Below are 26,444 nucleotides of genomic sequence, written 5' to 3' on the forward strand. Positions count from 1 at the left end.
TCTCAAGATGCGGGTGCTGAACGGCGCCCAGACGACGCTCAGCTATCTTGGCGTTTTGGGCAGCTTCGAGCACACATCGGACGCCATGGCCGACCCGTTGCTTGCCACCTTCGTCCGCCGCATGCTGACGGAAGAGACGCTGCCGACGCTGATGCCCGTGCCCGGCATCTCGCCGTCGGCCTATGTCGAGCAAAGCCTTTCGCGCCTCGCCAACACGGCGATCCGCCACCGCAATCACCAGATTGCTACCGACGGCTCGCAGAAGATCGTCCAGCGCCTGCTCAACCCGGTCAGTGATCGCCTGGCTAAGGGCCAAAGCAGCGCGCTGCTGTCGGTTCCGATCGCGGGCTGGATGGCCTATCTGATCAAGGCGTCGTCGCGCTTCGGCCGCGCCTGGCAGGTGTCCGATCCTTTTGCCGAAAAGATTGCGGCCATCGCCGACCGCGTTGGTTCGGACAGCAAGGCCCTTGCCAATGCAATCCTTGCCATCGAAGCCATCTTTCATCCGTCACTTGCCGCCAGCGACATGTTCCATGCAAATGTCGTCACCAGCCTCGATGGTTTGCTGTCAGATGATCCGATGGCCTTTGTCAGACATGTGTGCGCTGACCCAACAGACGGACGGTTGAAGCGACCAGCACGATCTGCATAGTACGAAGCGGGAGGCATCATGAAGCTTGGACTGCTCACGGCACCATTTCCGGATATTGCTCTCGGCGATGTCGCCGACTGGGCGAACTCGGCCGGCTTCGAAGCGCTCGAGATCGCCTGCTGGCCGAAGACTTCGGGCGCCAGCCGCCGCTATGCCGGCACCAGCCATATCGACGCCGCCGGCACCTCCCCCGCGCAAGCCAAGGACATTGCCGCTGAGCTCGCCGGCAAGGGCCTGACGATCTCCGGTCTCGGTTTCTATCCCAATCCGTTGCATCCCGATCAGGCGCATCGCGATGCGGTGATCGATCACCTGAAGAAGGTGATCGTGCTGGCAAGCCGAATCGGTGTCTCGCTCGTCAACACCTTCTGCGGCGGCGACGCCTCGAAGACTGTCGACGACAACTGGCAGGCCGCGCAGAAAATCTGGCCCGCGATCATCGCCCACGCGCGCGAGCACGGCGTCAAGCTCGCCTTCGAGAACTGCCCGATGATCTTCAGCTATGACGAATGGCCGGGCGGACACAACATCGCCTATTCGCCCTATGTCTGGCGCCGGATTCTCGAGGCCTGGGGCGGCGACGTCGGCATGAATTTCGACCCCTCGCATCTCGTCTGGCAGATGATCGACAAGGAACGCTTCATCCGCGAGTTCGGCCCGCACATGCTGCATGTGCATGCCAAGGACCTGATGATCGATCATGATGGTTTGTATGAGCGCGGGATCCTTTCCGCAGGCATAGGCTGGCAGGTGCCACGCATGCCGGGGCTTGGCGACATCAACTGGAGCAGCATCTTTTCGGGCCTTTACCGGGCTGGATATGACGGGCCGGTGGTCATCGAGCATGAGGACCGCCGGTTCGAGGGAAGCGACGAGAAGGTCAAGCGCGGTTTCCTGCTGGCTCGCGACGTGCTGCGCCCCTTCGTCAAATGAGGGGACAAACGGCTAGGCTTCGATCGCTTCGGAGCCCAGGAACTGAAATCAATGTGGAGGAGTACTGAAATGAAGAAATACTTGACCATGGCCCCACTGCTTGCCGGCGCTGCCTTGCTTGCCTCGGTGGGCGTGTCGTCCGCCGAAGGCAAATACACGATCGGCATCTCCAACACCGTGCAGGGCAATGGCTGGCGTGAGGAAATGATCTGCGCCATGAAGGCCCAGGCGCTCGCCTCCGGCGAAGTGGCGAAGCTCAACATCGCCCACCGCAACACCGACGCCGCCGGCCAGCTCGAGGACATCCGCAATCTGATCAGCGCCAAGGTAAACGCCATCGTCGTCAACCCGGCCGATCCGGCCGGCATCAAGGCCGGTCTGGAGGAAGCCACCAAGGCCGGTATCGTCGTCGTCGCTGTCGACCAGGCGGTGACTGAGCCGTCCGCATACATCATCTCCAACAACCAGGAACAGTATGCCTATCTCGGCGCCAAGTGGCTGTTCCAGCAGATGGGCGGCAAGGGCGAGGTGCTGTACATGCGCGGCGCCGCCGGTGCTTCCGCCGACAGCGACCGCGACAAGGGCTTCAAGAAGGCGCTGGCCGAATTCCCCGACGTGAAGGTCGCGCAGGAAGTCTTCACCGGCTGGCAGCAGGACCAGGCCAAGCAGCAGATCCTGTCCTTCCTCGCCACCGGAACGCCGATCAACGGCATTTGGACCTCCGGCATCGACAACGTCATCGTCGACGCTCTGGTCGAGCAGCAGGCGCCGATGGTGCCGGTTGTCGGCGCCGACAATGCCGGCTTCGTCGGTCAGTTGAACACGGTCAAGGGTCTGGTCGGCGCTGCCGTCACCAATCCCGGCTCGATCGGCGGCGCCGGCGTCACGCTCGCACTGCAGATCCTCGACGGCAAGAAGCCGGCGCAGCAAACCGTTCTGGTCGAGCCGCAGCTCTGGGAAAATGTCACGGAGGAAGGCAAGGCCAAGCTGAAGGCGGCCGCCGACCCGTCGCTCAGCCCCGAATGGCCGGTCTCGATCTCTATCCCGGACTGGACCACCTACACCAAGGAGCAGATCGTCGCCTGCAAGGGTCCGGGCGAATAGTCGCCTGAGCGACTTCAACTTCGCAGATTTCGCAAAAAGCATCCGACGGTTTTTGCGATAAGGAGCTGCGACAGATAAGGTCGCCGGGACGGCAGGTGCGAACCTGCCGTCCTTGGCGCTTGATGCGAGAACGCTGGTTTTGACGACGAACGAATTGCCGAACAATACATTGCTGGACGCCACCGGCGTGGCGAAGAATTACGGCGCGGTGTCGGCGCTGCGTGACGCATCATTATCGGTGCTGGCGGGCGAAGTGCATGCGCTGATGGGCGCCAACGGCGCCGGCAAGTCGACCCTTGTTAAGATCCTGACCGGTGCGATCCCGGCGGATGCCGGCCGCATCCTGATCCGCGGCGAAGCTCGCGATGTCCGCTCTCCGGCCGCCGCGCGTCGCGCCGGCCTGCTGCCGGTCTACCAGGAACCGGCGCTGATCCCTGACCTCGATGTGCTTTCCAATCTCAGGCTCACTGGCACGCCGGTCGAGCTGTTCCGCGCCTGGGTGCGCGAGCTCGGCATTCCGAACCTCGACATACGCGAGACCGCGCGCGACATTCCGCTGGCCGTCCTGCGTGTGCTCGACCTAGCGCGCGCGCTCGCCGCCGAGCCCGACGTTCTGCTGCTCGATGAGATGACGGCCGCGCTGCCCGCCAACCTTGCCGAAAAAGTGCTGGAAGTCGTGCGCCGCCAGGGCGACAGCGGCCGCTCGGTCATCTTCATCTCGCACCGTTTCGTCGAGATCTCGGCGCTGTGCGACCGAGCCACAGTGCTGCGCGACGGCGCAACCGTCGGCGTGGTCGACATCGAGCCCGGCGTCGAGGAAAAGATCGTCGAGATGATGCTTGGCGCCCGTATCGAGAAGACCAGCGTCGCCGCGGCGCGCACGGCAAGCGAAGCGCCGGTCGTGAAGGACAGCCACCCTCGGCTTTCGGTCCGCAACCTGCAGCTCGGCACGAAGCTGCATGACGTCTCTTTCGATCTCGCCAATGGCGAGGTGGCCGGCGTCGTCGCCCTCGAGGGCCAGGGCCAGGACGAGCTCTTCGCCGCCCTTGCCGGCTCGATCCGCCCGGCCGGCGGCACGATCGCCGTCGATGGCGCGCCGGTGAAGTTCTTCCATCCAAGCGATGCCATCCAGACCGGCCTCGCTTACGTGCCGGGTGACCGCACGGAGGCTTTAGCCATGCAGCGTTCGGTGCGCGAGAACATCGCGCTGCCTTTCAGCGCTGCGCTGCGCAAATGGGGACCGATCAAGGTGCGCCGGGAGCATATGGTGGTTTCAAGCGCTATCGCCCGGCTGCAGATCGACACCCGCGCACAGGGCGAGGTCCAGCGCCTTTCCGGCGGCAACCAGCAGAAGGTGACGATTGCCCGCTGGATCGCGGCAGATGCCCGCACCATCCTCTGCTTCGACCCGACGCGCGGCATCGATGTCGGCACCAAGCAGGAAATTTACAAATTGCTGCGCGAGCTCGCCGGCCTCGGCAAATCGGTCCTCTTCTACACATCCGAGCTGGAGGAAGTGCAGCGTGTCTGCGACCGCGTCATCGTCATCTTCGGCGGCCGTGTCGTCGACACCTTCCCGGTCGAGCTCGCCGACGAGCCGGCTCTGATGCGGGCCGCCTACGGCCTGCCGCGCGGCGCCAGGGCCGATGTCGGCATCCTTGCCGATGTCAGGCCAACGTCCGACGCGGAGACCACGCCATGATGCGCTTTCTGCGCCGCCAGGGCTGGGTCGCCGGCCTGCTCGCCCTGCTCGTATTCCTGTTCGTCGTCACCAAGCTGATCCAGCCGGGCTACGGCAGCGGCGACTTCGGCTCGCTGGCGCGGGCGGTTCTCCCCTACGCCTTCGCCGTCGCCGCGCAGACTGTGGTGGTCATCGCCGGCGGCATCGACCTGTCGGTGGCCGCCATGATGGCGCTGACCAGCGTCACCGCCGCCTCGATGATGAACGGCGCCAGCGAGGAATATGCGTACTTCGTCGTGCCCTTCGTGCTGGCCATGGGCCTTGTGCTCGGCGCGCTGAACGGCCTCCTGATCGTGGTGACCCGAGTGCCGGATATCGTGGTTACTTTAGCCACGCTCTTCGTTCTGCAAGGCGCGGCGCTTCTGGTGCTTGACGCGCCCGGCGGCGCAGCCGCCGAGTGGCTGAAGGCCACCGTCGTCGGCACCATGCCGATCCCCGGCCTGCCCGATTGGGCCGATGCCTGGGTCCCGAAGGCGCTGGTGCTGCTGCTTGTCTGCCTCTTCGTCATCTGGATCCCGCTCAGGCGCTCGCGGCTTGGCCTCTCCATCTACGCCATCGGCAGCAACGAGCTCGCCGCCTTCCGCAGCGGCGTGCCGGTGGCCCGCACCAGGATCGTCGCTTACGCGCTCTCCGGCCTGTTCGCAGCACTTGGCGGGCTGTCGCTCACCATCAGCACCGGCATCGGCGCGCCGATCCCCGGTCCCTATCTGCTGGCCAGCGTCGCGGCGGTGGTGCTGGGCGGCGTCGCGCTCGGTGGCGGCAAGGGTGGGCTGCTCGGGCCGATCATCGCCGTCTTCGTGCTCAGGCTGGTGCGCACCGACCTGACGCTTCTGGCCATCGATCCCAACGTCACGGCCATCATCGAGGGCGCGATCATGGTCGCCGTGGTGATGTTCGGCGCCTTCATCACCATCCGGGGCCGCCCGGCAGGAGCAACACCATGACGAACAGCGCGACCATGCCCCAGCCGGTCTCGCTCGGCCGCCGCCTGAAGCGCTTCATGGCGGACCGGCCGCTCATTCCCCTGATCATCCTGCTCGTCATACTGGTGCTGATCCTGCAGGTTCTTCGCCCCGGGATCGTCAACGAGCGCTGGATCGCCAACACCGCCAAGTTCGCCATTCCGCTGGCAATCCTCGCCGGTTGTCAGACCATGACGATGCTCACCGGCGGCATCGACCTCTCGGTCGGCACGGTGGCGACGATGAGCGCCTTCATCATGGCGACGCAAATCGTCAACCAGGATCCGACGGTGGCTTTCATCCTCGCCATGCTGCCGGCGGTGCTAATCGGCCTCGTCAACGGCGTCGGCGTCGGCGTCTTCCGCGTCCATCCGCTGATCATGACGCTCGGCACCAGCCTGATCGGCACCGGCTTCCTGCAGGTCTACCAGCGCACCGTGATCGCCTCCGGCGCCAAGATTCCGGATTTCCTCAACTGGCTCGGCACCGGTCTCACCTACGGCTTCCCCAACGCGCTCTTCCTGTTCGTGCCGGTGGCGGTGCTGATCGTCTTCACCTTGAACCGTACAGGCTTCGGCCGCCTGCTCTACGCCGTCGGCGACAATGAGCGCGCTGCACGGCTTTCGGGCGTCCGCTACTGGCAGGTGATCACGGCGCTCTATGTCATCTCCAGCCTGCTCGCCGGCATCACCGGCCTGCTCTATATCGGCCTGATCAAGGCGCCCTCGCTGTCGCTCGCCGAGCCGCTGGTGCTACCTTCGGTGGCTGCCGCCGTCATCGGCGGCACCTCGATCTTCGGCGGCCGCGGCGGCTATATGGGAACCATTGTCGGCGCGCTGATCCTGACCGTGCTGACGACGCTGCTCACCATCCTGCATATGCCCGAAGGCGGCCGCCGCATCCTCTTCGGTTCCATCGTGCTGTTCGTGACCGCGGCCTATTTGAGGATCATCGAGGACAGGTAACAGGGGAAGCTATGCCGAGGCGTTGATTAGCTTGCCGCGCGCTGCGGCATGTATGGCCACAACAAGGTCTTTTTCGTCGAACGGCTTGCCGACGAGCGCGACATCGAGGGGGCGCTCCACGATTTTCTCCGCATCCGCATAGCCGGTGATCATAACCGCGGGCCAGCCGGCACGCAGATTGCGGGCAAACCGGATCACGTCTATGCCCGAGATAAGGGGCATGGCAAAGTCGGTGACGATCACGTCGAATCGATCCGGCTCTCTCTCAATGGCCGCAAGCGCTTCGGCTCCGCCGGAGGCCCCTACGACCTCGAAGCCGGACTGCCTGAGCGACATGGCCGTCATTTCTCTCAAGGAGTGGCTGTCATCGATGAGCAGAACGGTCAGTGATCGTTCGCCAACCGCCGTGGCGCGCTCCGCGTCGACGGCCTCGACAGCCTCTGCGCCGGCAACAGCGATAGCCTCGGTGACATCCTGCGGCTGATTGGATCGGGGCAGCCACAGTTCTATGATGGTGCCGCGGTCCACCTCGCTCTCTATCCTGAGCGTGCCGCCCGACTGCTTGGCGAAACCATAGACGGTGCTGAGACCCAGCCCCGTGCCCTTCCCGATCGGCTTGGTTGTGAAAAACGGCTCGACCACCTTGCTTATCATGTCGCCGGCAATTCCGGTCCCGGTGTCCTCGACAGCGACCACCACATAGTCGCCGGCCGGCAGTTCGTCGCCCGCGTGGCCGACGCTGCGGTTGCTCGTCCGGACGAGAACCGTGCCTCCCGAAGGCATTGCGTCTCGCGCATTGAAGATGAGGTTCATCAAGGCGAGCTCGAGCTGCGCCGCATCCACATATACGGGCCATGTGTCGTCACTCACCAGCCACTTGAAGCGCACGAGGCCTCCAAGGACAGGGGCAACCAACCCGTTCATCGTATCCCCAAGGCTCGACAAGGGTACTGCCACGGGCTTCAGGTCCTGGCGTCGCGAAAAAGCGAGCATGCGCTGGACGAGATCCCTGCCTTGCCCGGCGGAGCGGCGTGTCATGTCGAGGATCTTGGTAGCGTTGCCGTCCAGCGTCAGCTGTCGCTCGAGCAGGCTTAGGCCGGAAAGGATCGCCGCGAGGAGATTGTTGAAGTCATGGGCGAGTCCGCCGGTCAGTTTGCCGATCGCATCGAGCCGCTGCGACTGCAGCAGCTGGCTCTCCAGGCGGCGTTGCTCTGTTATGTCTTGCATGGTGCCAAGCAACTCGAGCCCAGCGTCATCTTTGGAAACCACGCCCCGATCGAAGAAGATGCGATATTCATCATTGGCGCACCGCCAGCGAAATTCGCAGCCATAGGACCCCGTCTCGCATGCCGCCGAAAGCGACCTGGTTACCTCCTCGCGATCGTCGGGGTGAACCCGGCTGAGCCCGAAATCCGGATGCGACAGGAAACGGCTCGGCGGGAACCCTGTCAGCCGCTCGACGCCTTTCGAGACGTAGCTTGGGGCGAAAGGCGCCTCAGCCGAGCGGGCATGAAAACAGATCGGAAGCGAGGCAAGAATCGCCTCCTGCCTTGCTTCCGAATGGCGCAGCGCCCGCTCGGCATCGAGTTTGTCCGACTTGGCCTTCAGCGCCTGTTCGAGCAGCCGCTGCTCCCGCGCCGCGTTTCGCTCGATCTCGCGCGTCTTCTCATGAAGATCGACGAAGACCATAACCTTGGAGCGAAGCATCACCGGGTCGAACGGCTTGAACAGGTAGTCGACAGCGCCGACGTCATAGCCGCGCAGCATATGCGCCTCTTCCTTGCTGATCGCAGTAAGGAAGATGATCGGCGTGTTTTTCGATCGTTCACGCCGGCGGATCAGCGTGGCCGTCTCGTAGCCGTCGAGGTTCGGCATGAGCACGTCGAGCAGGATGACGGCGAAATCTTCCTTGAGCAGGAAGCGCAGCGCTTCCTCACCCGACTGGGCGCAGACGACCTCGCCGACTTCGCCAAGCACCTCCGCGATGGCAAGCAGATTGCGTTCGTCATCATCGACCGCGAGAACGCGTGCCCGCAATCCTTCGACCGGTTCGCTTCTTTCTGCCTCGATCGCGGCCATTCCTTTTACCTGCCGGAGCGCTTTCAGATGGCGGTCATCAATGCCGGCGCGAAGGGCTCAGCCCGCGCTCGCGCGCGACCGATCCAAACCCGCAGCAACGCAAGCAGCAGATCGAGGTCGACCGGTTTGGCGATGTAGTCGGATGCGCCGGCGTCCAGGCATTTCTGACGGTCGCCTTTCATCGCCTTGGCGGTAACCGCGATCAATGGGATGTGGGCTATCGCCGGCATGGCCCGAATCCGACGCATGGTCTCGTAGCCGTCCATTTCCGGCATCATGATGTCGATCAAGGCGACATCGACGTCGGGTGTTTCTTCGAGCAACGCGATGCCGTCCCGGCCCCGTTCGGCATGCTGCACATCAATGTCGTAAGTCTCCAGCACGCTGGTCAACGAGTAGATGTTGCGAATGTCGTCGTCGACGATCAGAACCTTGGCGCCGGCGAGATCGGCATTGTCGACCTGCTCGGTGGCCAAGATCTGTTCGCTCTGCGTGTCGCTTGGCAGTGCCGCCGAGATCAGGAGCCCGAGTTGGCCGAAGTTGTCGGCACGTGGGACATCGCCTAGTGCCGGATGCAGCGCGACCTGCTGCAGAAACGCGTCCGGGTGCGGCGTGAAGAACAGCAGGCGCGGTAGAGCGTCGCTGAACTGAGACACGATTTCGTCGAGCATCTGGGCGTTGTCCTTGGCCGAACGCCCAAACCCGAAAACAATCGCGTCATACGCGGCGGCGCCCACCTCGTCCGCGTTGGCGGCGACACGACCGACCGCGGTGACCGAGGTGATGCCATCGCGGATGGCTTCCACCAGGGCCAGGCGGCGCTCGGGGTCGGGATCGGCGATCAGCACGTTGCGCTGCACCCTCAGGTTCCGCGAATGGATTTCCTCGAAAACGCGGGCGAGCTCGCCGGCCGAAACCGGCTTGCTCGAAACGCTTGCAGCGCCCCTGCGCGTCAGCACTTCGAGATCTTCGGCGCCGGAGATGACATGGATCGGAATGTTCCTGGTCTTCTGGTCATGCCGCAGAAGGTCGAAAAGCACCCAGCCGTCGATGTCTGAAAGGCCGAGATCGAGCGTGATCGCATCGGGCATGAGCTTGCGGGTGAGTGCCAGCGTGCCGGAGCCGGCCGTTGAAAGCACCCCCTTCAGCCCGGCGGATCGAGCAAGACCGAGCAGCAGCCCTCCGAAGGTCGGATCGTCCTCGACAATAAGCACCACCCTGTCCGAGGGGTTGATCGAGTCACGATCGTCGGCCAGTTCTGGGGTACCCGAAGTATCTGCTGGCTGGACGCCCGCCGCGATGACGTCGGCAGGCGAAAGCTCGATCGGCGCCGCCAGGCTGCTGCTGCGCGGGCCGTCGAAGGGGATGACCAGGGTGAAGGTCGATCCCTTGCCTGGCTCGCTTTCGACGCGTAGCTCACCGCCGAGCAGCCGGGCGATTTCCCGGCTGATGGAAAGGCCGAGGCCAGTGCCGCCATATTTGCGGCTGGTCGTGCCGTCGGCCTGCTGAAAGGCCTCGAAGATAAGCTTTTGCTTGTCTTCCGGAATGCCGATCCCGGTATCGGTAACGGCGATCGCCAGCGCCCGGGGGCCCGCACCGTTCTTGCGGCCGGTTCTCTCGGCATGGATGTTCAGGATCACCTCGCCGTTGGAAGTGAATTTGAAGGCATTGGACAGCAGATTGAGCACGATCTGCTGCAGCCGCTTTTCGTCCGTGCGGATCGTCTCAGGCAGGGCTTGCTCGATCTTGATGGTGAAGCCGAGCCCCTTGTCAGCCGCAAGCTGTCTGAAAGTCCGCTCCATATGCTGGCGCAGGTGTGCGAGCGGCATGTCGTTGATTTCGATCGACACCGTGCCGGACTCGATCTTGGAAAGATCCAGTATGTCGTTGATGAGGCTGAGCAGGTCGGTACCTGCCGAGTTGATCGTACGCGCGAAATCGATCTGCTTGTCGTTCAGATTCCCCTGCTGGTTTGTCGCAAGCAGATTGGACAGGATCAAAAGCGAATTTAGCGGCGTCCTCAGCTCGTGACTCATGTTCGCCAGGAATTCGGATTTGTATTTGGAGGTCAGCGCCAGCTGCTCGGCCTTCTCCTCCAGAGCCCGCCTGGCCATCTCGATCTCGAGATTCTTGTTTTCCACCTGCTTCTTTTCATTCTCGAGCAGTTGCGCCTTTTCCTGCAGCTCCTCATTGGTGGCGTGAAGCTCTTCCTGCTTCTTGGTGAGCTCGGTCTGACGCGACTGCAGTTCGGACGTCAGAAGCTGCGATTGCTTGAGAAGCCCTTCCGTGCGCATGGTCGCGGCGATCGTGTTGAGCACGATACCGACCGATTCCATGAGCTGCTCCAGGAAAAGGCGGTGCGTATCGCTGAACCGGCTGAACGAAGCCAGTTCGATAACCGCCTTGACCTCGTCCTCGAACAATGCCGGCAGGACGATGGCGCTCGCCGGCGGGGCCTCGCCCAGGCCGGAGGTGATGCGCAGGAAGCTCGATGGGACGTCATCGAGCATGATTGCCCGTTTGTCGGCGGCGCACTGCCCGATCAGGCCTTCGCGGAAGTCGACCCGTTGGCGGACGGTGGCCTTGCCTTCGGCGGCGTAGGACGCGGCCAGTTCCAGATAGGATTCTTCCTCGTCGCGATTGGTGACGTAGAACAGGCCATATTGCGCGTTCACCAGCGGCGCGAGCTCGGAAATGATCATCCGCGAAACCGTGGCAAGGTCCCGCTCGCCCTGCAGCATGCGCGAGAAACGGGCGAGATTGGTCTTCAGCCAATCCTGCTCGGCATTCTTCAAGGTCTGGTCCTTGAGGTTGCGGATCATCTCGTTGATGTTGTCCTTCAGCGCCGCGACCTCGCCGGAGGCCTGCACGCTGATCGAGCGGGTGAGGTCGCCCTTGGTCACCGCGGTCGACACTTCGGCGATGGCCCGGACCTGGGTCGTCAGGTTCGCCGCCAGCTGATTGACGTTGTCGGTCAGGTCGCGCCACAGGCCGGCGGCGCCCGGCACCCTGGCCTGGCCGCCGAGCTTGCCCTCGATGCCGACCTCGCGAGCCACGTTGGTCACCTGATCCGCGAAGGTCGCCAGCGTCTCGATCATGCCGTTGATCGTGTCCGCCAGAGAAGCGATCTCGCCCTTGGCATCGACCGCAAGCTTGCGCTTCAGATTGCCCTGGGCAACCGCGGTGACGACGTCGGCAATGCCGCGCACCTGGTTGGTCAGATTGGTCGCCATCAGATTGACGTTGTCGGTCAAGTCCTTCCAGGTACCGGCCACACCCTCCACCCGAGCCTGACCGCCGAGCTTGCCTTCGGTGCCGACTTCGCGCGCCACGCGCGTCACCTCGCCGGCGAACGAGTTGAGCTGGTCGACCATGGTGTTGATGGTCGACTTCAGCTCCAGGATCTCGCCTTTCACATCGACGGTGATCTTCTTGGACAGGTCGCCTCGCGCCACCGCTGTGGTAACTTCTGCGATGTTGCGAACCTGACCGGTGAGGTTCTCGGCCATCGAGTTGACGTTGTCGGTCAGGTCCTTCCAGGTGCCGGCGACGCCGCGCACCTGTGCCTGACCGCCGAGCTTGCCTTCGGTGCCGACCTCGCGCGCCACGCGCGTCACTTCCGAGGCAAAGGAGTTCAATTGGTCCACCATCGTGTTGATGGTGTCCTTGAGCTCCAGGATTTCACCGCGCACATCGACCGTGATCTTTTTCGACAGATCACCGAGTGCGACGGCGGTCGTCACCTCCGCAATGTTGCGCACTTGGCCCGTGAGATTGGCGGCCATGGCGTTGACGTTGTCGGTGAGGTCCTTCCAGGTGCCGGCAACACCGCGCACCTGCGCCTGTCCGCCGAGCTTGCCGTCGGAACCCACTTCGCGGGCGACGCGCGTCACCTCCGAGGCGAAGGAGTTCAACTGATCCACCATCGTATTGATGACGTCCTTGATCTGCAGGATTTCGCCCAAGGCGTCGACGGTGATCTTCTGGGTCAGGTCGCCGGTGGCGATTGCGGTCGCGACCTTGGAGACGTCGCGCAACTGCACGGTCAAATTGCCGGCCATCGCGTTGACATTGTCGGTCAGATCCTTCCAGGTGCCGCCGACGCCCTCGACATGCGCCTGACCTCCCAGTTTGCCTTCCGAGCCCACTTCGCGCGCCACGCGGGTGACCTCCGACGCGAATGAATTGAGCTGGTCCACCATGGTGTTGACGGTGTTCTTCAGTTCGAGGATTTCGCCCTTCACATCGACGGTGATCTTTTTCGAAAGATCGCCCCTGGCAACGGCCGTGGTCACATCGGCGATATTGCGCACCTGCCCGGTCAAATTGGCGGCCATCAGGTTGACGTTGTCCGTCAGGTCCTTCCACGTGCCGCCGACTCCACGGACTTCAGCTTGGCCGCCCAGCTTTCCCTCGGTGCCGACCTCGCGTGCCACGCGGGTGACTTCCGAGGCGAAGGAGTTCAGCTGGTCCACCATCGTGTTGATGGTGTTCTTCAGCTCCAGGATCTCGCCCTTTACATCGACGGTGATCTTCTTCGAGAGGTCACCCAGTGCCACCGCGGTAGTCACTTCGGCGATGTTGCGCACCTGACCGGTAAGATTCGCCGCCATGGAATTGACGTTGTCGGTCAGGTCCTTCCAGGTGCCGGCGACACCGCGCACCTGTGCTTGGCCGCCGAGCTTGCCTTCCGTGCCGACCTCGCGCGCCACGCGCGTCACCTCGCCGGCAAATGAGTTGAGCTGATCGACCATGGTGTTGATGGTCGATTTCAGTTCCAGAATTTCGCCTTTCACGTCGACGGTAATCTTCTTGGAGAGGTCGCCCAAAGCCACCGCCGTCGTCACATCGGCGATGTTGCGCACCTGGCCGGTCAGGTTGGCGGCCATCAGGTTGACGCTGTCGGTTAGGTCCTTCCAAGTACCGCCAACGCCCTCGACACGGGCTTGGCCTCCGAGTTTGCCCTCGGTGCCGACCTCACGCGCGACGCGGGTCACCTCCGAGGCGAAGGAGTTGAGCTGGTCCACCATCGTGTTGATGGTGTTCTTCAGTTCGAGGATCTCGCCCTTCACGTCGACGGTGATCTTCTTCGACAAGTCGCCAGATGCGACAGCCGTGGTCACCTCCGCAATGTTGCGCACCTGGCTGGTCAGGTTGGTCGCCATCGCGTTGACATTGTCGGTCAGGTCCTTCCAAGTGCCGGCCGCCCCCCTGACGCGTGCCTGACCGCCCAGCTTGCCTTCGGTGCCGACCTCGCGCGCCACACGCGTCACCTCCGACGTGAAGGACGCGAGCTGCTCAACCATGGTGTTGACGATTTTACCGATGCGCAGGAATTCGCCACGAAGCGGCCTGCCGTCAATTTCCACCATCATGGATTGGGACAGATCGCCCTTGGCGACCGCGCCGATGACGCGGGCAACTTCCGCGGTGGGCTGCACCATGTCCTCGATCAGGTCGTTGACCGAACGGACGCTCGATTCCCAGCTGCCTTTGGCGTTCCTCACATGGCCGCGTTCGCCGATGCGGCCGTCCTTGCCGACGACCCTGCTCAGCCGCGCAAATTCTCGCGCCATCTGGTCGTTCAACTCGACGATCTGATTGAATGTGTCGGCGATCTCGCCGTTCAACCCTTCATAAGAATTCTCGATGCGGACGGAGAAGTCACCGTTTCGAAAGGCTTTGAGGGCGTTGAGTATCTGACGGGAATCGAATTGTTCCTTTGACGAACGAGAAACGCCCACACTCCCCTCCGCGCCTGCCCCGACAGCTATATTAAGCCGAGGGCCAGAACGCATCGCGGCCTGTTTGGTTCCGTGCCTGTTTGAACAGGTGGTTAATCAGATGTGGCGAAGCTTGCCGCAGAGACGCTCAGGCCGGATTCTTATGCAGCCGAACTGCCCGGCTCTTCTTCTCCGGCATTCGGATCGCCCGGGGCCGTTGCCCAGGCGAGCTCGACCAGCGTCACCGTGCGGCGGCCAGCACCGTCGATCTGGCACACGATCAGCCCCTGCTCCTCGATGTAATCGAGCAGGCGCCGGGCGCGACGCAGCGAATGCGAGCCATAAGCGCGGGCGATCGCCGCGTCGCTCGGACAGGGCCAGCCTTCCTTCGCCGCCCTCGCGATCATCATGAACACGCCCTGCATGTCCTCCGGCAGAAGCGATGCGCGCACGGAGACGTCGCGCCACGCGTCGTCCTCGGCGATGTCCGAGCCGACGCCGGCGCGGGCGCGCGTCAGCATGCGTCGGAATTCCGAAAGGTCGGGCACCACCGAAGCGAGTCCTTCGATCCGGCAGCGGACCACGAACTCCTGATAGAGCACGCCGATGACGCGGAATCCGGCATCGGGCTCAGCCAGGATGGCGCGCAGGATACGGTCCATCCGTCCGCGCCGCTCGGCGAGGTCCTCGGCGCTCGGCTGCGTCTCGGCCGGCTCGGGGCGGATGTCGAGCGGCGCGGCCTTGGCAGCCATAAACTGATCGAGCAGGTCGGGCGACGGCCGGCGCTGCGGCCGGATCGCCTCCGGCGGCGGTGCCGCGAGGATGATGGCGCGCGCATCTTCGAGCGTCGCTTCGGGCAGCGGCATCAGCCGCGGCGTGCCGTTGCGCGGGCTCGTCTCGGTCGATCCGATCCGCACGCTGAGCGGGCGGCGCGACAGCGCCGGACCGAGCGCCATGAAATGCCCGCGCTCGAGGTCGCGGAAGGCTTCCGCCTGCCGCCGCTCCATGCCGAGCAGGTCGGCGGCGCGCGCCATGTCGATGTCCAGAAAGGTGCGGCCCATCAGGAAGTTGGAGGCCTCCGCCGCGACGTTCTTGGCGAGTTTCGCCAGCCGCTGCGTGGCGATGATGCCGGCGAGCCCGCGCTTGCGGCCGCGGCACATCAGATTGGTCATGGCGCCGAGCGAAAGCTTGCGCGCCTCATCCGAGACCTCGCCTGCAGCAGCCGGCGCGAAGAGCTGCGCCTCGTCCACCACCACCAGCATCGGATACCAATGGTCGCGCGCGACCTCGAACAGCCCGCCAAGGAAAGCTGCGGCGCGCCGCATCTGGTTCTCGGCATCGAGCCCTTCGAGGTTTAGCACCGTCGAGACGCGGTGGATGCGCGCTCGCTCGCCGGCCGCCTGCAGGCCGCGCTCGGTATGATCCTCGGCGTCGATCACCAGATGGCCGTAGCGCTCACCGAGCGAGACGAAGTCGCCTTCGGGATCGACGATGGTCTGCTGCACCCAGGGCGCGCTCTGCTCCAGCAGCCGACGCAGCAGATGCGACTTGCCCGAGCCCGAGTTGCCCTGCACCAGCAGGCGGGTCGCCAGCAGCTCCTCAAGGTCGAGGGCCGCCGGCGCGCCTGCCGACGTCTGCCCCATCTCGATCGCAACCGTCATATTCTCGACTCGGATAGTCTCCCTGCGCGGGAGGGACTTAGCAACCGGCGTGCGGTGCGTCGAGCATGGCCCAGGGCCTCGGCGCGGTGTTCCACATCTAACGGCAGGCCATCGACAGCTGAACTGGTCCGACCACCATTTCGCTGGCGCAATCCCCCGATCAGCGTATCATCCCTTGAGGGAGGGGTTCATGGCAGGAGGAGGCTTATGAACGTCGCTGCGGGGGTGCCCGTCATAGACCTGACGGTGCAAGACATTGTTTCGTCTGCTCTTTCGAAATTTCGCGCCGGCGACACTGTTTCGACCCGGGCAATGCTCGATGCCATCCGCCAATCGGACCCCGCCTGCGGAGACAGCGACGACCATCTGGTCGAACTGATCGTCATGGCCGCTGTTGGTAAGACCATGGGCGTCGTCTTCGATCACCGCTCGCCCGACGAGCGGTTGCCGCGCCTGTCCTAAACCTCGTTGCGCTGAAAAGGATTAGGCGAGGCGCTGTAAATCCTTGTTTGGGGCATGTCGGTGTCCCAGAACGTGCGCACGTCCGGGCGACATGCATTAGCTTCCCAGCGGATGCGGCATATAACCGACGAAGCCGGTGATCTTCCAGCGCCCGCCGACCTTGCGGCAGAAGTAGAGCGTCTGCCATTTCAGGCGGTCGACGCTGCCGTCGGCCTTGGCGATCGAGCCGTCGAACTTCTTGTGCAGCACAGCACGATCGCCGTCGACGTCGATGTCGCGCAGATTGGTGACGCGGAAAATCGCCTCGCGTAGCGGCTCGGCGAATTCCGTCGCGGCTGTTTCCTTGGCCTGCCGCAGCCATTCGTCGCGATAGATTTCCAGCTTGGGAAACTGCAGCCGCCAGGCGTCGGCATTGGGCAGGAAATGCGCATGCATGCCGAAGAAGCTCTCGGCGATGAAGTCGTCCTCGACCAACGACCAATCCTGGCCGAGGAAGGCGTCGATGTCGCGCCGCACCAGCATTTCCCACAGCGCATGGCGATCGGCATCGCCTTCCGGAAACGGATTCTTGTCAAAGGTCATGCTGGCTCTTCCCCTTGCGTTCGATCAGCAACCCACCGGTCGCATCGCCGGTTCGGGGTGCAGGATGCTCACGATTTGTAATAAAGCAACATGAATTTCCGAAAAATGTTGCTTTCCGACATTGCCTCTTGGAGGATCACCTCTACAAGCGTAGACGGCTGCAAGAACGGTCCTTACGCTCGACAACAGGAGATTCATTTGCCCAAGCAGTGCTTCGGAAAGTCGCATGTCCCGCTCTCGCCTGCCGTCCGCGCCGGCGATTTCGTCTATGTCTCCGGCCAGGTGCCGGTGGGCAGCGACGGCCTGGTAGTCAAGGGCGGCATAACTGACCAAGCCGAGCAGGTGCTGCAAAACGTCAAGGCTGCGCTGGCGCTGGCCGGATGCACCATGGACGACGTGGTGAAGACCACCGTCTGGCTCGAGGACGCCCGCGATTTCGGCGCCTTCAATACGGTTTATGCCAGGCACTTCCCGAATGACCCACCGGCGCGCACCACCGTCGAGTCGCGCCTGATGATCGACATCAAGATCGAGATCGAGGCCGTCGCCTACCGGCCGGTCTGATCGCGGCCAGACAGCAACGGAGGCGCGGAATGCAGTTCGATCTGTTGATCAAGGGCGGCCGTGTGATCGACCCGGCTTCCGGGTTGGATGCGCCGCGCGACATCGCTGTCGCCGATGGCCGAATCGCCGCCATCGAAGCGACCATCGATAGCGAGACCGCCGGTGAGGTCGTCGACGCCAGCGGCTGCATCGTCACCCCCGGCCTCGTCGATCTGCACAGCCACGTCTACTGGGGCGGCACCTCGCTCGGTGTCGACGCTGACCGGCTCGCCGCCAAGAGTGGCACCACCACCTTCATCGATGCCGGCAGCGCCGGCGCCGGCAATTTCCTGGGGTTTCGCCGCCATGTCATCGAGCGTTCGAAGGTCCGCATCCTTGCCTACGTCAACATCTCGTTTGCCGGCATATTCGGCTTCGCCGAGACGGTATCCGTCGGCGAATGCAGCGATCTCAGGCTCTGCGAGCCGCGCGAGACGGTGGCCGCGGTGCGCGAGCATGCCGCTGTCGTCGTCGGCGTAAAAGTCCGTTCCGGGAAGCACGCCGGCGGCACCAGCGGCATCGCGCCGGTCGACCTCGCGCTCGAAGCCGCGGACCGAGCCGGCCTGCCGCTGATGGCGCACATCGACGAGCCGCCGCCCGGCCGCTCGGAAGTGCTGCCCAGGCTCCGCCGCGGCGACATCCTCACTCACTGCTTCCGGCCGTTCCCCAACGCGCCGGTCTTCGCTTCGGGCGCGGTGCGGCCGGATATGCGGCAGGCGCGCGAGCGCGGCGTCATCTTCGACATCGGCCACGGCATGGGCTCCTTCGACTTCGAGGTGGCGAAGGCGATGCTGGCGGAAGGGCTGGCGCCGGACGTCATCTCGAGCGATGTGCATCTCTACTGCGTCGACGGCCCTGCCTTCGATATTCTCGTCTGCATGTCGAAGCTCATGGCGCTCGGCATGCCGCTGGTCGAGGTCGTGCGCGCGGCAACGCAGCGCCCGGCCGATGCGATCGCCAGGCCCGAGCTCGGGGCGCTTAAAGTCGGCGGCATCGGCGATGTCGCGGTGCTGAGGCTGCAGCCTGGCCGCTTCACCTTTGTCGATGCGGTCGGTGCGTCACTCATCGCGGACCAGCGGCTGGTCTCGAAAGGCATCGTGATAGGCGGCAAATGGTGGCGGAACGAGGCGCCCGACCATAATGAGACCGAGCGCTTCGAGGCCCATGCGCACCATACGCATGTCGAGGTTGCGGCCAGGCACTTCGGGCGCTGATTGGCTCACCGTCGCCAATTGCTCGGCTCGCCATAGACAGGCGTCGCAATCCCCTCCATCCGCGCCTTGAGCTGCAGCGCCACGAATTTCGAATAGAAGCGCGACAGCGCGAGATTGCCGCCGTGTAACCATAGCGCCTCCTGGGCCGTCGGCTTCCACATGTTGCGCAACTCGCCCTGCCACGGGCCGGGGTCGCCCTTAACGCCGGAGCCGAGACCCCAGCACGGGCCGACCTTGTCGGCGACCTCGCGAGAAACGATCACTGCCACCGTCTCGTTCATCGACTGGTAGCCGGTGCAGGAGACGATCGCGTCGACCGCCAGCTCGCTGCCGTCCTCAAACAGGATGCCGGTCGGCGTCAGCGATTTGATGCCGACGCCGCTCTTCACCGCGATCTCGCCGTTCAGGATCAGCTCGCAGGCGCCGACATCGATGTAGTAGCCGGAGCCGGTGCGATAGGCTTTCATAAGCAGTCCGGTCTCGTCCTCGCCGAAGTCGATGGCAAAGCCGCTGTCGCTGAGGCGCTTGTAGAAATCCGCGTCGCGCTCGCGGATGACGTCATAGAGCGCCCGCTGGCCTTTTGGGACCAGCGCGAAGGGTGTCGAAGCCACGATCATGTCGGCCTTGTCGGTGGTGATGCCCCGCGCCAGCGCCTTTTCCGAAAAGATCTCGAAGCCGACCTCCATCAGCGTGTCCGACTTCACCACCGTCGTCGGCGAGCGCTGCACCATGGTGACCTTGGCGCCGGCTTCCCAGAGGTCGACGCTGACATCGTGGCCGGAGCTCGCCGCGCCGATCACCGCGACGTGCTTGCCGCGGAATTTCTCGCCGGTCGAGTACTGGCTGGAATGCAAAAGCTCGCCTTTGAAGCTGTCCGCGCCAGGCAGATCGATCTGCCGCGGCGGCCCGTAGGCGCCGGTGGCGAACACGATGTGCTTCGGCTTCAGCGTGATGCGCTCGCCGGCGCGATCGACCACCACCGTCCAGAGCTTTTCGGGCTCGTCATAGGCCGCACTGATGCATTTGGTGGCGACCCAGTAGTTCAGCTCCATGACGCGGGCATACATTTCGAGCCAATCGCCCATCTTGTCCTTGGGCGTGAACACCGGCCAGTTTTCCGGGAACGGAATGTAAGGCAGATGGTCGTACCAGACCGGGTCGTGCAGCACGAGCGAGCGGTAGCGGTTGCGCCAGGAATCGCCGGCGCGCGCGTTCTTCTCGACGATGAGGGTGGGAACGCCGAGCTGCCGCAGACGGGCGCCGAGCATGATGCCGCCCTGGCCGCCGCCGATCACCAGGCAATAGGGCTGCTCGTGCACGCCGAGCTCACGCGCCTCGCGCGCTCTTGCTGCCGCCCAGGTCTCGCGTTCGGGATCGGCCTTGTGGCGGATGCCGAGCGGCCGGGCAGGCCCCTTCTGCTCCTCGAAACCCTTGAGCTCGCTCATCGCCGTGAACAGCGTCCGGCAGCGGCCGTCCTTGAGCCGCAGGATGCCCTCGCCTCGCGCCACGGCCGTCTCGAAGCTGAACCAGGCCTCGATGACGCCGTCGGCGACGCTTGACTCCCCGGACAGGCGCCAGTGCGATGGTTGCGTCGAGGAAAGCGTCGCCTTGAGCATCTCGCGGACCGCCGGTTGGCCCTCCATGGTCTTGATGTTCCATGTGAAGGTCAGCAGATCGCGCCAGTAGCAATCGTCCACGAAAAGGTTCGTCGCCGCCTCGATGTCACCCGCCTCGAGCGCGCGGCCGAATGTGCCGAGCCAGGTTGCCGCCTGTTGCGATGGTGCGATGTCGAGCATTGATGTTCGTTTCCCCTGAATTGCGCAGATCATAGCCGCGTTGCGGCTTTTCTCAGTCGCCGAGCGGCTCCATCTCCTTCCCCGTCCGATGGATCTGGGCGTTATATTTGATGCGGCGCACCGTCTCGCGCGCCGGGCCGTCGAGCTTGTAGGCGGACGCGACCGCGAGCAGGTCGATGGCCACAAGAAAGGCGTAGCGCGAAGCTGTCGGCTTCAGTGTGTCGGGATATTCGGGAACCGCCATCGTCAGCTGGACATCGCAGACGCGTGTCAGCTCCGTGTCCGGCGCGGTCACGCAGATCGCGTCGGCGCGATAGTGCTTGGCAAGCTCCACCGCCTCGATCACCTCCCGGGTACGGCCGGTCGCCGATATCGCGATCACCACATCGCCCGGCTTCAGCGTCGAAGCCGTCATGCGCATCAGATACGGATCGCATTGCGCGCTGATGGTGATGCCATAGCGAAACAGGCGATACTGCGTCTCTTGCGCCAGCGCCGATGAGCTGCCGCCAAGTCCGAATACCGTCACTTGCCTGGCCTTGGCGATCAGCTCCGCCGCTTTCTGCAACTGCCCTGGATCGATCTGCCGTTCGGCCTCCTGCAGCGCGCGGCGCGCTTCGCCGAACACGGCGTTCCAGAACGGCATGCCGCTGTCGCCGTTCGTGGGTTGCGGCTTGGTGCTAAGATAAAGCGCGCCGACGACGAGGCTCTGCGCCAGCTTCAGCTTGAAGTCGCGCACGCCGTCGCATCCGATGGCGCGGCAGAAACGGGTGACCGTCGGCTCGCTGACCTGGGCGCGCTGCGCCAGCGCGGCATTCGATGCATCGACGGCATATTTGACGTCGTCGAGCACGACGTCGGCGACGCGACGCTCCGCCGGCCGCAAGTCCGTGTAGCTGTCCTTCACCTGCGAAATGATGTCGGGGAAGCGCCTGACATGATCATGCCGGCCGTCATCCGCGTCGGAAATCCGCAGCGCCTGGCTGTCAGCTTCGGTCATTGGCCGTCCTTCTCTGCCGTTTCTGGACCACCATATTTGTGATTATCCGCCGGCTGGCCATAGGCAATCAACCGAAGTGAGTATGTAGGAAAGTAACACACACTGCAAGCGCATCAAAACACAGGGGAAATCAGACGCTTATACAAGCTTTGGTCGATTTCGACAGCACCAGATCTTTGCCCGCCGCTTGACAGTAAAGTAGGATAGTTACAGACTGATTTCGCGGACAGAGGGGGCTCCGGCAACCCAATCACGCAGTCTCCGAGGGGAGCATGAATACCGGCAGCGCAAGAACGCCGAAGCTCGGCGTGCAGGCAGCGAGCAAGGTTTATACCACGGCCTCCGGCGATCTTCTCGCCCTGGACCGCTGCAGCCTCGACGTGCACGCCAACGAGATCGTCTCCATCGTCGGCCCCTCCGGCTGCGGCAAGACCACGCTCTTGTGGTCGATGTCGGGTCTGCATCGTCTGACCAGCGGCGCGATACTGCTTGACGGCAAGGAGGTCACTGGCCCGCGTCCCGAGATCGGTATCGTCTTCCAGGAAGCGAACCTTCTGCCCTGGCGCAATCTCGACGCCAACATCAACTTCCCTTTCGAGATCAAGGGCGAGAAGCCCGATCGCGCCTGGATCGCGCATCTGCTTCATCGCGTCGGGCTCGACGGCTTCGGCGGCAAGTTCCCGCGCGAGCTTTCCGGCGGCATGCAGCAGCGCGCGGCGATCGTCCGCGCGCTGGCGCTGAAGCCTTCCGTGCTCTTGATGGATGAGCCCTTCGGTGCGTTGGACAGCTTCACCCGCGAGGAGATGAACCGCCTCGTCGAGGAGATCTGGCTCGATACTAAGACGACCATTGTTTTCATCACCCACAGCATCGAGGAAGCGATCTTCCTCTCCGACCGGGTCGTGGTGCTAACCGCGCGGCCGGGACGCGTCGCCAAGGTCTACGACGTGCCGTTCCCGCGCCCGCGCTCGCTGGAGATCATGGCCACCAAGGAGGTCTTCGACCTCACCAACCGCATCAAGATGGACATCGTCGGCGAGCGCCGTCCGAGGGCGCAGGAGCAGTTGCAACACAAGAGCGCTGAAATCGTGAGGATCAGGCCGTGAGCGGGGGCGACGCCATTCCGGAATTCTCCAAGGCCAAGTCCGGCGACGGCCAGGATGTCAGCCTCACCAACCTCTCCGCCTTCGCCGGCGGCCCGGGCGTCAAGTCCGGTGCCGAGGTGGCCGCGATTCTCGTCGTCGCGGCGGTGATCATCGGCGGCATCGAGCTGGCGCTGCGCATCTTCCACGTGCCGCAATACATCATGCCGCCGCCGAGTGCGATCGTTTACGCTTTGTTCGACGAGTTCCCGCTGATCGCGCCGCATCTCGGCTACACGCTGGTCGAGCTCTTCTCCGGCTTTGCCATCGGCGCCGTCGTCGGGCTGGTGATGGCGGCGGTGATCACGCAGTTTCCCTTCGCCGAGAAGATCGTCGCGCCTTACATCTTGATCCTCGTCACCACGCCGATGCTGGCGCTGGTGCCGCTTCTCATCCTGCGCTTCGGCTTCGGCTACACGCCGCGCATTATCGCGGTAGCTTTAGCCGCCGGACCGATGGTGATGATCAATGCCGCGACCGGGTTCCGGCGCGTGGACAGCGCCAAGATCGCGCTCGCTCGCTCCTATGGCGCGAGCACCTTGCAGATCTTTTGGAAGATCCGCGCGCCGATGGCGCTGCCGATGATCCTGGTCGGGCTGATGATCGGCGCGATCTTCGGGCTCCTCACTGCGGTAGGTGCCGAGATGGTCGGCGGCGGCTTCGGCCTCGGCAACCGGCTTACCTCGTATTCGTCGATGATCCAGATGCCGCAATTCTTCGCGGTGGTGCTGATCCTGTCGACGCTCGGCATCCTGATCTACGTGCTCTTCTTCCTGATCGGCAAGAAATGGGCGAGCTGGGAGGCATGAGCGCGGACGGATGAGATCGCCCGGGAGACGGGCGAAGGCAAGGGCAAGCGATCGATAACGGCAATCAACAAAAGGGGAATGCCATGACCAACGAAAGCTTATTCAGTACGGCGACAAGAGCGGGCATCAGCCGCCGCTACTTCCTGCAAGTGACGGCCGCCGGCGTCGTGACCGCCACCGCGCTCGGCGCATCGGGTCTGAAAGCCAGCGCGGCGGCTTATGAAAAATTCACCTGGATTTCGCCGCGCGGCACGCTCGAAGTGCTGGACGACTATCCCTACTGGTCGGCCAAGAAGGCCGGCTATTTCGGCGACCTCGCCACCGACATGCAGCCGGGTCCGTCTGACGGCACCGCGACGGTCAAGTTCGTCGATGTCGGCCAGGCCGACATGGGCTTCCCCTCGCCCGGCGTCTTCTCCTTCGCCATCCAGAACGGCATGAAGCTGAAGTCGGTGTTCCACATGGGCGCGCGCGACACCTTCAGCATCGCCTTCCGCAAGGGCCAGGGCACCAAGAACCTGAAGGACCTCGAAGGCAAGACGATCCTGCTCGGCTCCGCCGCTTGGCAGGCGATCGTCGATCCGCTGCTTGCCGCGCAGGGTGTCGACATCAAGAAGGTGAAATATGTCGAGGCCGGGTGGCCGACCTGGGGCACCGCGCTCGCCGGCGGCCAAGGCGATGCCGCACTCTCCTGGGAAGGTCTGCGCGCCGAATGGATCGCCAAGGACCTCGACTTCGAATATTGGCTCGGCGTCCAGAATTCCAAGCTTCCGGCCAACACCTTCGTCGTGCGCGCCGCCGATCTCGAGGATCCCGACAAGAAGGCCTTCCTCGAAAAATATCTGCGCGGCTGGGCGATGGGCCTCGAATTCGGCTACCAGAACCCGCGCGCGGCCGTCGAAACCGTGTTCGAGCAATTCCCGACCTTGGCCAAGAACCTTGGCCCTGAGCTCGGCACCACCTCGATCCTGCAGCAGATCAACGTCTTCCGCGGTGACATGGACAAGCGCAGTGGCTGGGGCTCGCACGACATGGCGAGCTGGCAGGGCTTTTTCGACGAGATCCTGAAGATCGGCCAGATCACCGCGCCGGTGAAGGCCGAAGACGTCTGCACCAACGACCTGATTCCGACCGCCAACGACTTCGACAAGGCGAAGGTCAAGGCCGATGCCGACGGCGTGAAACTGTCGGAAGGCTTTGCCGCGCTCGACGTCGAGAAGATCAAGGCGCACCTGTTCGATTCCGCCGTCAAGTAAGGCGGGCGCATTGACCATCGGGCGGCGCCTGATGCCGCCCGAGCTACTGTTCAAAGAGCATTGGGGAGGCTGACATGGCCGACAAAGTAAAAATCCTGGTGGTTGGTCTGGGCAATATGGGCGCTTCGCATGCGAGCGCCTATCACCGCTCCGACGGCTTCGAGATCGTCGGCATCATGAGCCGCACCATCAAGAGCAACAAGAAGATCCCGAAGGAGCTCGCCGGCTATCCGCTCTATGAGGATTTCGACTTGGCGCTGAAGGAGACCAAGCCGGACGCGGTCTCGATCAACAGTTGGCCGAACACGCATGCCGAATACGCGCTGAAGGCGATCGCCGCCAACTGCCATGTGTTCATGGAAAAGCCCCTCGCCACCAACATCGCCGACGCCGAGAAGGTGGTGGCCGCCGCGCGGGCCAAGAACCGGAAGCTGGTTCTGGGCTACATCCTGCGCGTCCACCCGTCCTGGATCAAATTCATCGAGGTCGGCAAGACGCTCGGCAAGCCCCTGGTGATGCGCCTCAACCTCAACCAGCAGAGCAGCGGCAGCGCCTGGCACTGGCACAAGAACCTGATCGACTCGCTGATCCCGATCGTCGACTGTGGCGTGCACTATGTCGACGTCATGTGCCAGCTGACCGGCGCCAAGCCGGTGCGCGTGCACGGCATCGGCGCCAAACTCTGGGCCGAGGCCGACAAGCAGAACTATGGCCATCTGCACGTCACTTTCGATGATGGCTCGGTCGGCTGGTATGAAGCCGGCTGGGGCCCGATGATGAGCGAGACCGCCTATTTCGTGAAGGATGTGGTCGGCCCGAAAGGCGCCGTTTCGATCGTCGCCGGCCAGTCCGCAAGCAGCGCCAAGGAAGCCGAGGAGGTATCGGATTCCGCCGACATCGACCGCCACACCAAGACCGACGCGCTGAAGATCCACTACGCGCAGGTCGATGGCGACAAGAACTTCTCGAAGCCCGACGAGATCGTCAGCATGGAGGACGAGCCCGGCCATCAGGAGCTTTGCGACCGCGAGCAGGCCTTCTTCCTGCGCGCCATCCGTGAGGACCTCGATCTGACCGAGCAAATGGATGCCGCCGTCAACAGCCTGCGCATCGTTTTAGCCGCCGAGCAGAGCATCGCGGAGAAGCGGACCGTCGAGCTGACCTGAAGCTTCCGGTCAGCCTGCCGCGCAACCTCACATCTAGCCGCTTCGCGGCTGGGCAGTCCGCCGGCGGCGTGCCGATCGGCATGCAGCCAGTCGGCCGCTATGTAGCGCTCTCCACGCAGTTGGAAGAGGAGATGCCGTGCAGGGACCGGCGGCCGGCCAACCAGCTTCCGGATCTTTGGAACAGCACGTTGCCGCCGCCTTCATCCCGTGGCGTCAATTTCCTATAAGATTCCTATTTCTTTGGTCCCCGCCTCGTCTCGAACCCTTATGGCGGTCGGGTCCATATTCCCCTCGAAAAACACTTTCATCGCCGTCGCCGCCAAGGTGACGGGCGGTCCTGTGCAATTTTGAACTCGACCGTGTCGGGGTGCAAAAACAAGCCGAAACAAGGAATGCCTGCAATGGACCTCGTTGTTCTCGGGATGGGGATTTTGTTCTTCGTCCTGTCCTTAGCTTACGTCAAAGCCTGCGACAGAATCTGATCGAAGGGTCTTACAATGCTTTTCGACTACGTCCTCGGCGGCGCGGTGACCTTGTTCTTGCTTGCCTACCTCACCTACGCCCTCATCCGCCCAGAGCGCTTCTGATCGGCAT

19 protein-coding genes and 1 pseudogene are annotated in these 26,444 nt (G+C 63.6%); 14 read left to right on the top strand and 6 right to left on the bottom strand.

Annotation, left to right across the window (positions count from 1 at the left end; all coding sequences use genetic code 11):
- From EOA79_RS02630 to EOA79_RS02655, 6 genes and pseudogenes are all read left to right on the top strand, one after another.
- Positions 1-652, top strand: a pseudogene (locus EOA79_RS02630) (mannitol dehydrogenase family protein); the annotation flags it as partial.
- Between the two features lie 18 nt (positions 653-670).
- Positions 671-1,585, top strand: a complete 915-nt coding sequence (locus tag EOA79_RS02635; protein ID WP_095783498.1) for a sugar phosphate isomerase/epimerase — start codon at positions 671-673, stop codon at positions 1,583-1,585.
- A 69-nt stretch (positions 1,586-1,654) separates the two neighbouring features.
- Positions 1,655-2,689: an ABC transporter substrate-binding protein gene (locus tag EOA79_RS02640; protein WP_067003942.1), complete on the top strand. Its 1,035-nt coding sequence runs from the start codon at positions 1,655-1,657 to the stop codon at positions 2,687-2,689.
- A 154-nt stretch (positions 2,690-2,843) separates the two neighbouring features.
- Positions 2,844-4,391 (top strand): sugar ABC transporter ATP-binding protein, encoded by a 1,548-nt coding sequence (locus EOA79_RS02645; RefSeq protein ID WP_095823595.1) that lies wholly within the window; start codon positions 2,844-2,846, stop codon positions 4,389-4,391.
- The gene (locus tag EOA79_RS02650) at positions 4,388-5,374 is read left to right on the top strand and encodes an ABC transporter permease (RefSeq protein ID WP_067003944.1); all 987 of its coding nucleotides are present in this window, start codon (positions 4,388-4,390) and stop codon (positions 5,372-5,374) included. The genes EOA79_RS02645 and EOA79_RS02650 overlap by 4 nt, the downstream gene beginning before the upstream one ends.
- Entirely contained in the window at positions 5,371-6,357 is a 987-nt protein-coding gene (locus tag EOA79_RS02655) for an ABC transporter permease (protein ID WP_095823473.1), read from the top strand. Before EOA79_RS02650 ends, EOA79_RS02655 begins: the two co-directional genes overlap by 4 nt.
- A gap of 9 nt (positions 6,358-6,366) precedes the next feature.
- Here the strand turns inward: EOA79_RS02655 and EOA79_RS02660 are convergent, their stop codons facing one another.
- The 3 genes from EOA79_RS02660 to EOA79_RS02670 all read right to left on the bottom strand — a co-directional run bounded on the left by EOA79_RS02660 (position 6,367) and on the right by EOA79_RS02670 (position 15,820).
- Entirely contained in the window at positions 6,367-8,436 is a 2,070-nt protein-coding gene (locus EOA79_RS02660; RefSeq protein ID WP_095823474.1) for a response regulator, read from the bottom strand.
- A gap of 23 nt (positions 8,437-8,459) precedes the next feature.
- Positions 8,460-14,180 carry a HAMP domain-containing protein gene (locus EOA79_RS02665; protein ID WP_245322271.1) on the bottom strand — a complete coding sequence of 1,907 codons (5,721 nt, stop codon included), beginning with the start codon at positions 14,178-14,180 and terminating at the stop codon, positions 8,460-8,462.
- Between the two features lie 140 nt (positions 14,181-14,320).
- Positions 14,321-15,820: an ATP-binding protein gene (locus EOA79_RS02670; RefSeq protein WP_095823476.1), complete on the bottom strand. Its 1,500-nt coding sequence runs from the start codon at positions 15,818-15,820 to the stop codon at positions 14,321-14,323.
- 207 nt (positions 15,821-16,027) lie between these two features.
- Between EOA79_RS02670 and EOA79_RS02675 the strand changes: the two genes are divergently transcribed.
- On the top strand, positions 16,028-16,282 hold the full coding sequence (locus tag EOA79_RS02675) for a hypothetical protein (RefSeq protein ID WP_095823477.1): 255 nt from the start codon (positions 16,028-16,030) through the stop codon (positions 16,280-16,282).
- A gap of 96 nt (positions 16,283-16,378) precedes the next feature.
- On the opposite strand, the gene EOA79_RS02680 is transcribed toward EOA79_RS02675, so the two are convergent.
- Positions 16,379-16,864, bottom strand: coding sequence for a hypothetical protein (locus tag EOA79_RS02680; RefSeq protein WP_095823478.1), 486 nt, complete (start codon positions 16,862-16,864; stop codon positions 16,379-16,381).
- A gap of 198 nt (positions 16,865-17,062) precedes the next feature.
- Between EOA79_RS02680 and EOA79_RS02685 the strand changes: the two genes are divergently transcribed.
- Together EOA79_RS02685 and EOA79_RS02690 are read left to right on the top strand one after the other, a co-directional pair.
- Positions 17,063-17,428, top strand: a complete 366-nt coding sequence (locus EOA79_RS02685; protein ID WP_067318812.1) for a RidA family protein — start codon at positions 17,063-17,065, stop codon at positions 17,426-17,428.
- A gap of 29 nt (positions 17,429-17,457) precedes the next feature.
- Entirely contained in the window at positions 17,458-18,681 is a 1,224-nt protein-coding gene (locus EOA79_RS02690) for an amidohydrolase/deacetylase family metallohydrolase (protein WP_095823479.1), read from the top strand.
- A 5-nt stretch (positions 18,682-18,686) separates the two neighbouring features.
- Here the strand turns inward: EOA79_RS02690 and EOA79_RS02695 are convergent, their stop codons facing one another.
- On the bottom strand, positions 18,687-20,477 hold the full coding sequence (locus EOA79_RS02695) for an NAD(P)/FAD-dependent oxidoreductase (protein WP_128292851.1): 1,791 nt from the start codon (positions 20,475-20,477) through the stop codon (positions 18,687-18,689).
- Positions 20,478-20,529: 52 nt separating this feature from the next.
- Positions 20,530-21,477, bottom strand: a complete 948-nt coding sequence (locus tag EOA79_RS02700) for a MurR/RpiR family transcriptional regulator (RefSeq protein WP_095823481.1) — start codon at positions 21,475-21,477, stop codon at positions 20,530-20,532.
- Between the two features lie 272 nt (positions 21,478-21,749).
- On the opposite strand from EOA79_RS02700, the gene EOA79_RS02705 reads away from it, so the two are divergent.
- From EOA79_RS02705 to EOA79_RS02725, 5 genes are all read left to right on the top strand, one after another.
- Positions 21,750-22,583 (top strand): ABC transporter ATP-binding protein, encoded by an 834-nt coding sequence (locus EOA79_RS02705; RefSeq protein ID WP_095823482.1) that lies wholly within the window; start codon positions 21,750-21,752, stop codon positions 22,581-22,583.
- Positions 22,580-23,428, top strand: a complete 849-nt coding sequence (locus tag EOA79_RS02710; RefSeq protein WP_095823483.1) for an ABC transporter permease — start codon at positions 22,580-22,582, stop codon at positions 23,426-23,428. Before EOA79_RS02705 ends, EOA79_RS02710 begins: the two co-directional genes overlap by 4 nt.
- Positions 23,429-23,511: 83 nt before the next feature.
- Positions 23,512-24,684: an ABC transporter substrate-binding protein gene (locus tag EOA79_RS02715; RefSeq protein WP_095823484.1), complete on the top strand. Its 1,173-nt coding sequence runs from the start codon at positions 23,512-23,514 to the stop codon at positions 24,682-24,684.
- A 74-nt stretch (positions 24,685-24,758) separates the two neighbouring features.
- Complete coding sequence (locus tag EOA79_RS02720; RefSeq protein WP_067003969.1) at positions 24,759-25,850, top strand: Gfo/Idh/MocA family oxidoreductase; 1,092 nt, start codon at positions 24,759-24,761, stop codon at positions 25,848-25,850.
- A gap of 497 nt (positions 25,851-26,347) precedes the next feature.
- The gene (locus tag EOA79_RS02725) at positions 26,348-26,437 is read left to right on the top strand and encodes a K(+)-transporting ATPase subunit F (RefSeq protein ID WP_067003971.1); all 90 of its coding nucleotides are present in this window, start codon (positions 26,348-26,350) and stop codon (positions 26,435-26,437) included.
- Positions 26,438-26,444: the final 7 nt, after the last annotated feature.

This window comes from Mesorhizobium sp. M1A.F.Ca.IN.020.03.2.1 (assembly GCF_004023205.1).
Classification (GTDB): Bacteria; Pseudomonadota; Alphaproteobacteria; order Rhizobiales; family Rhizobiaceae; genus Mesorhizobium.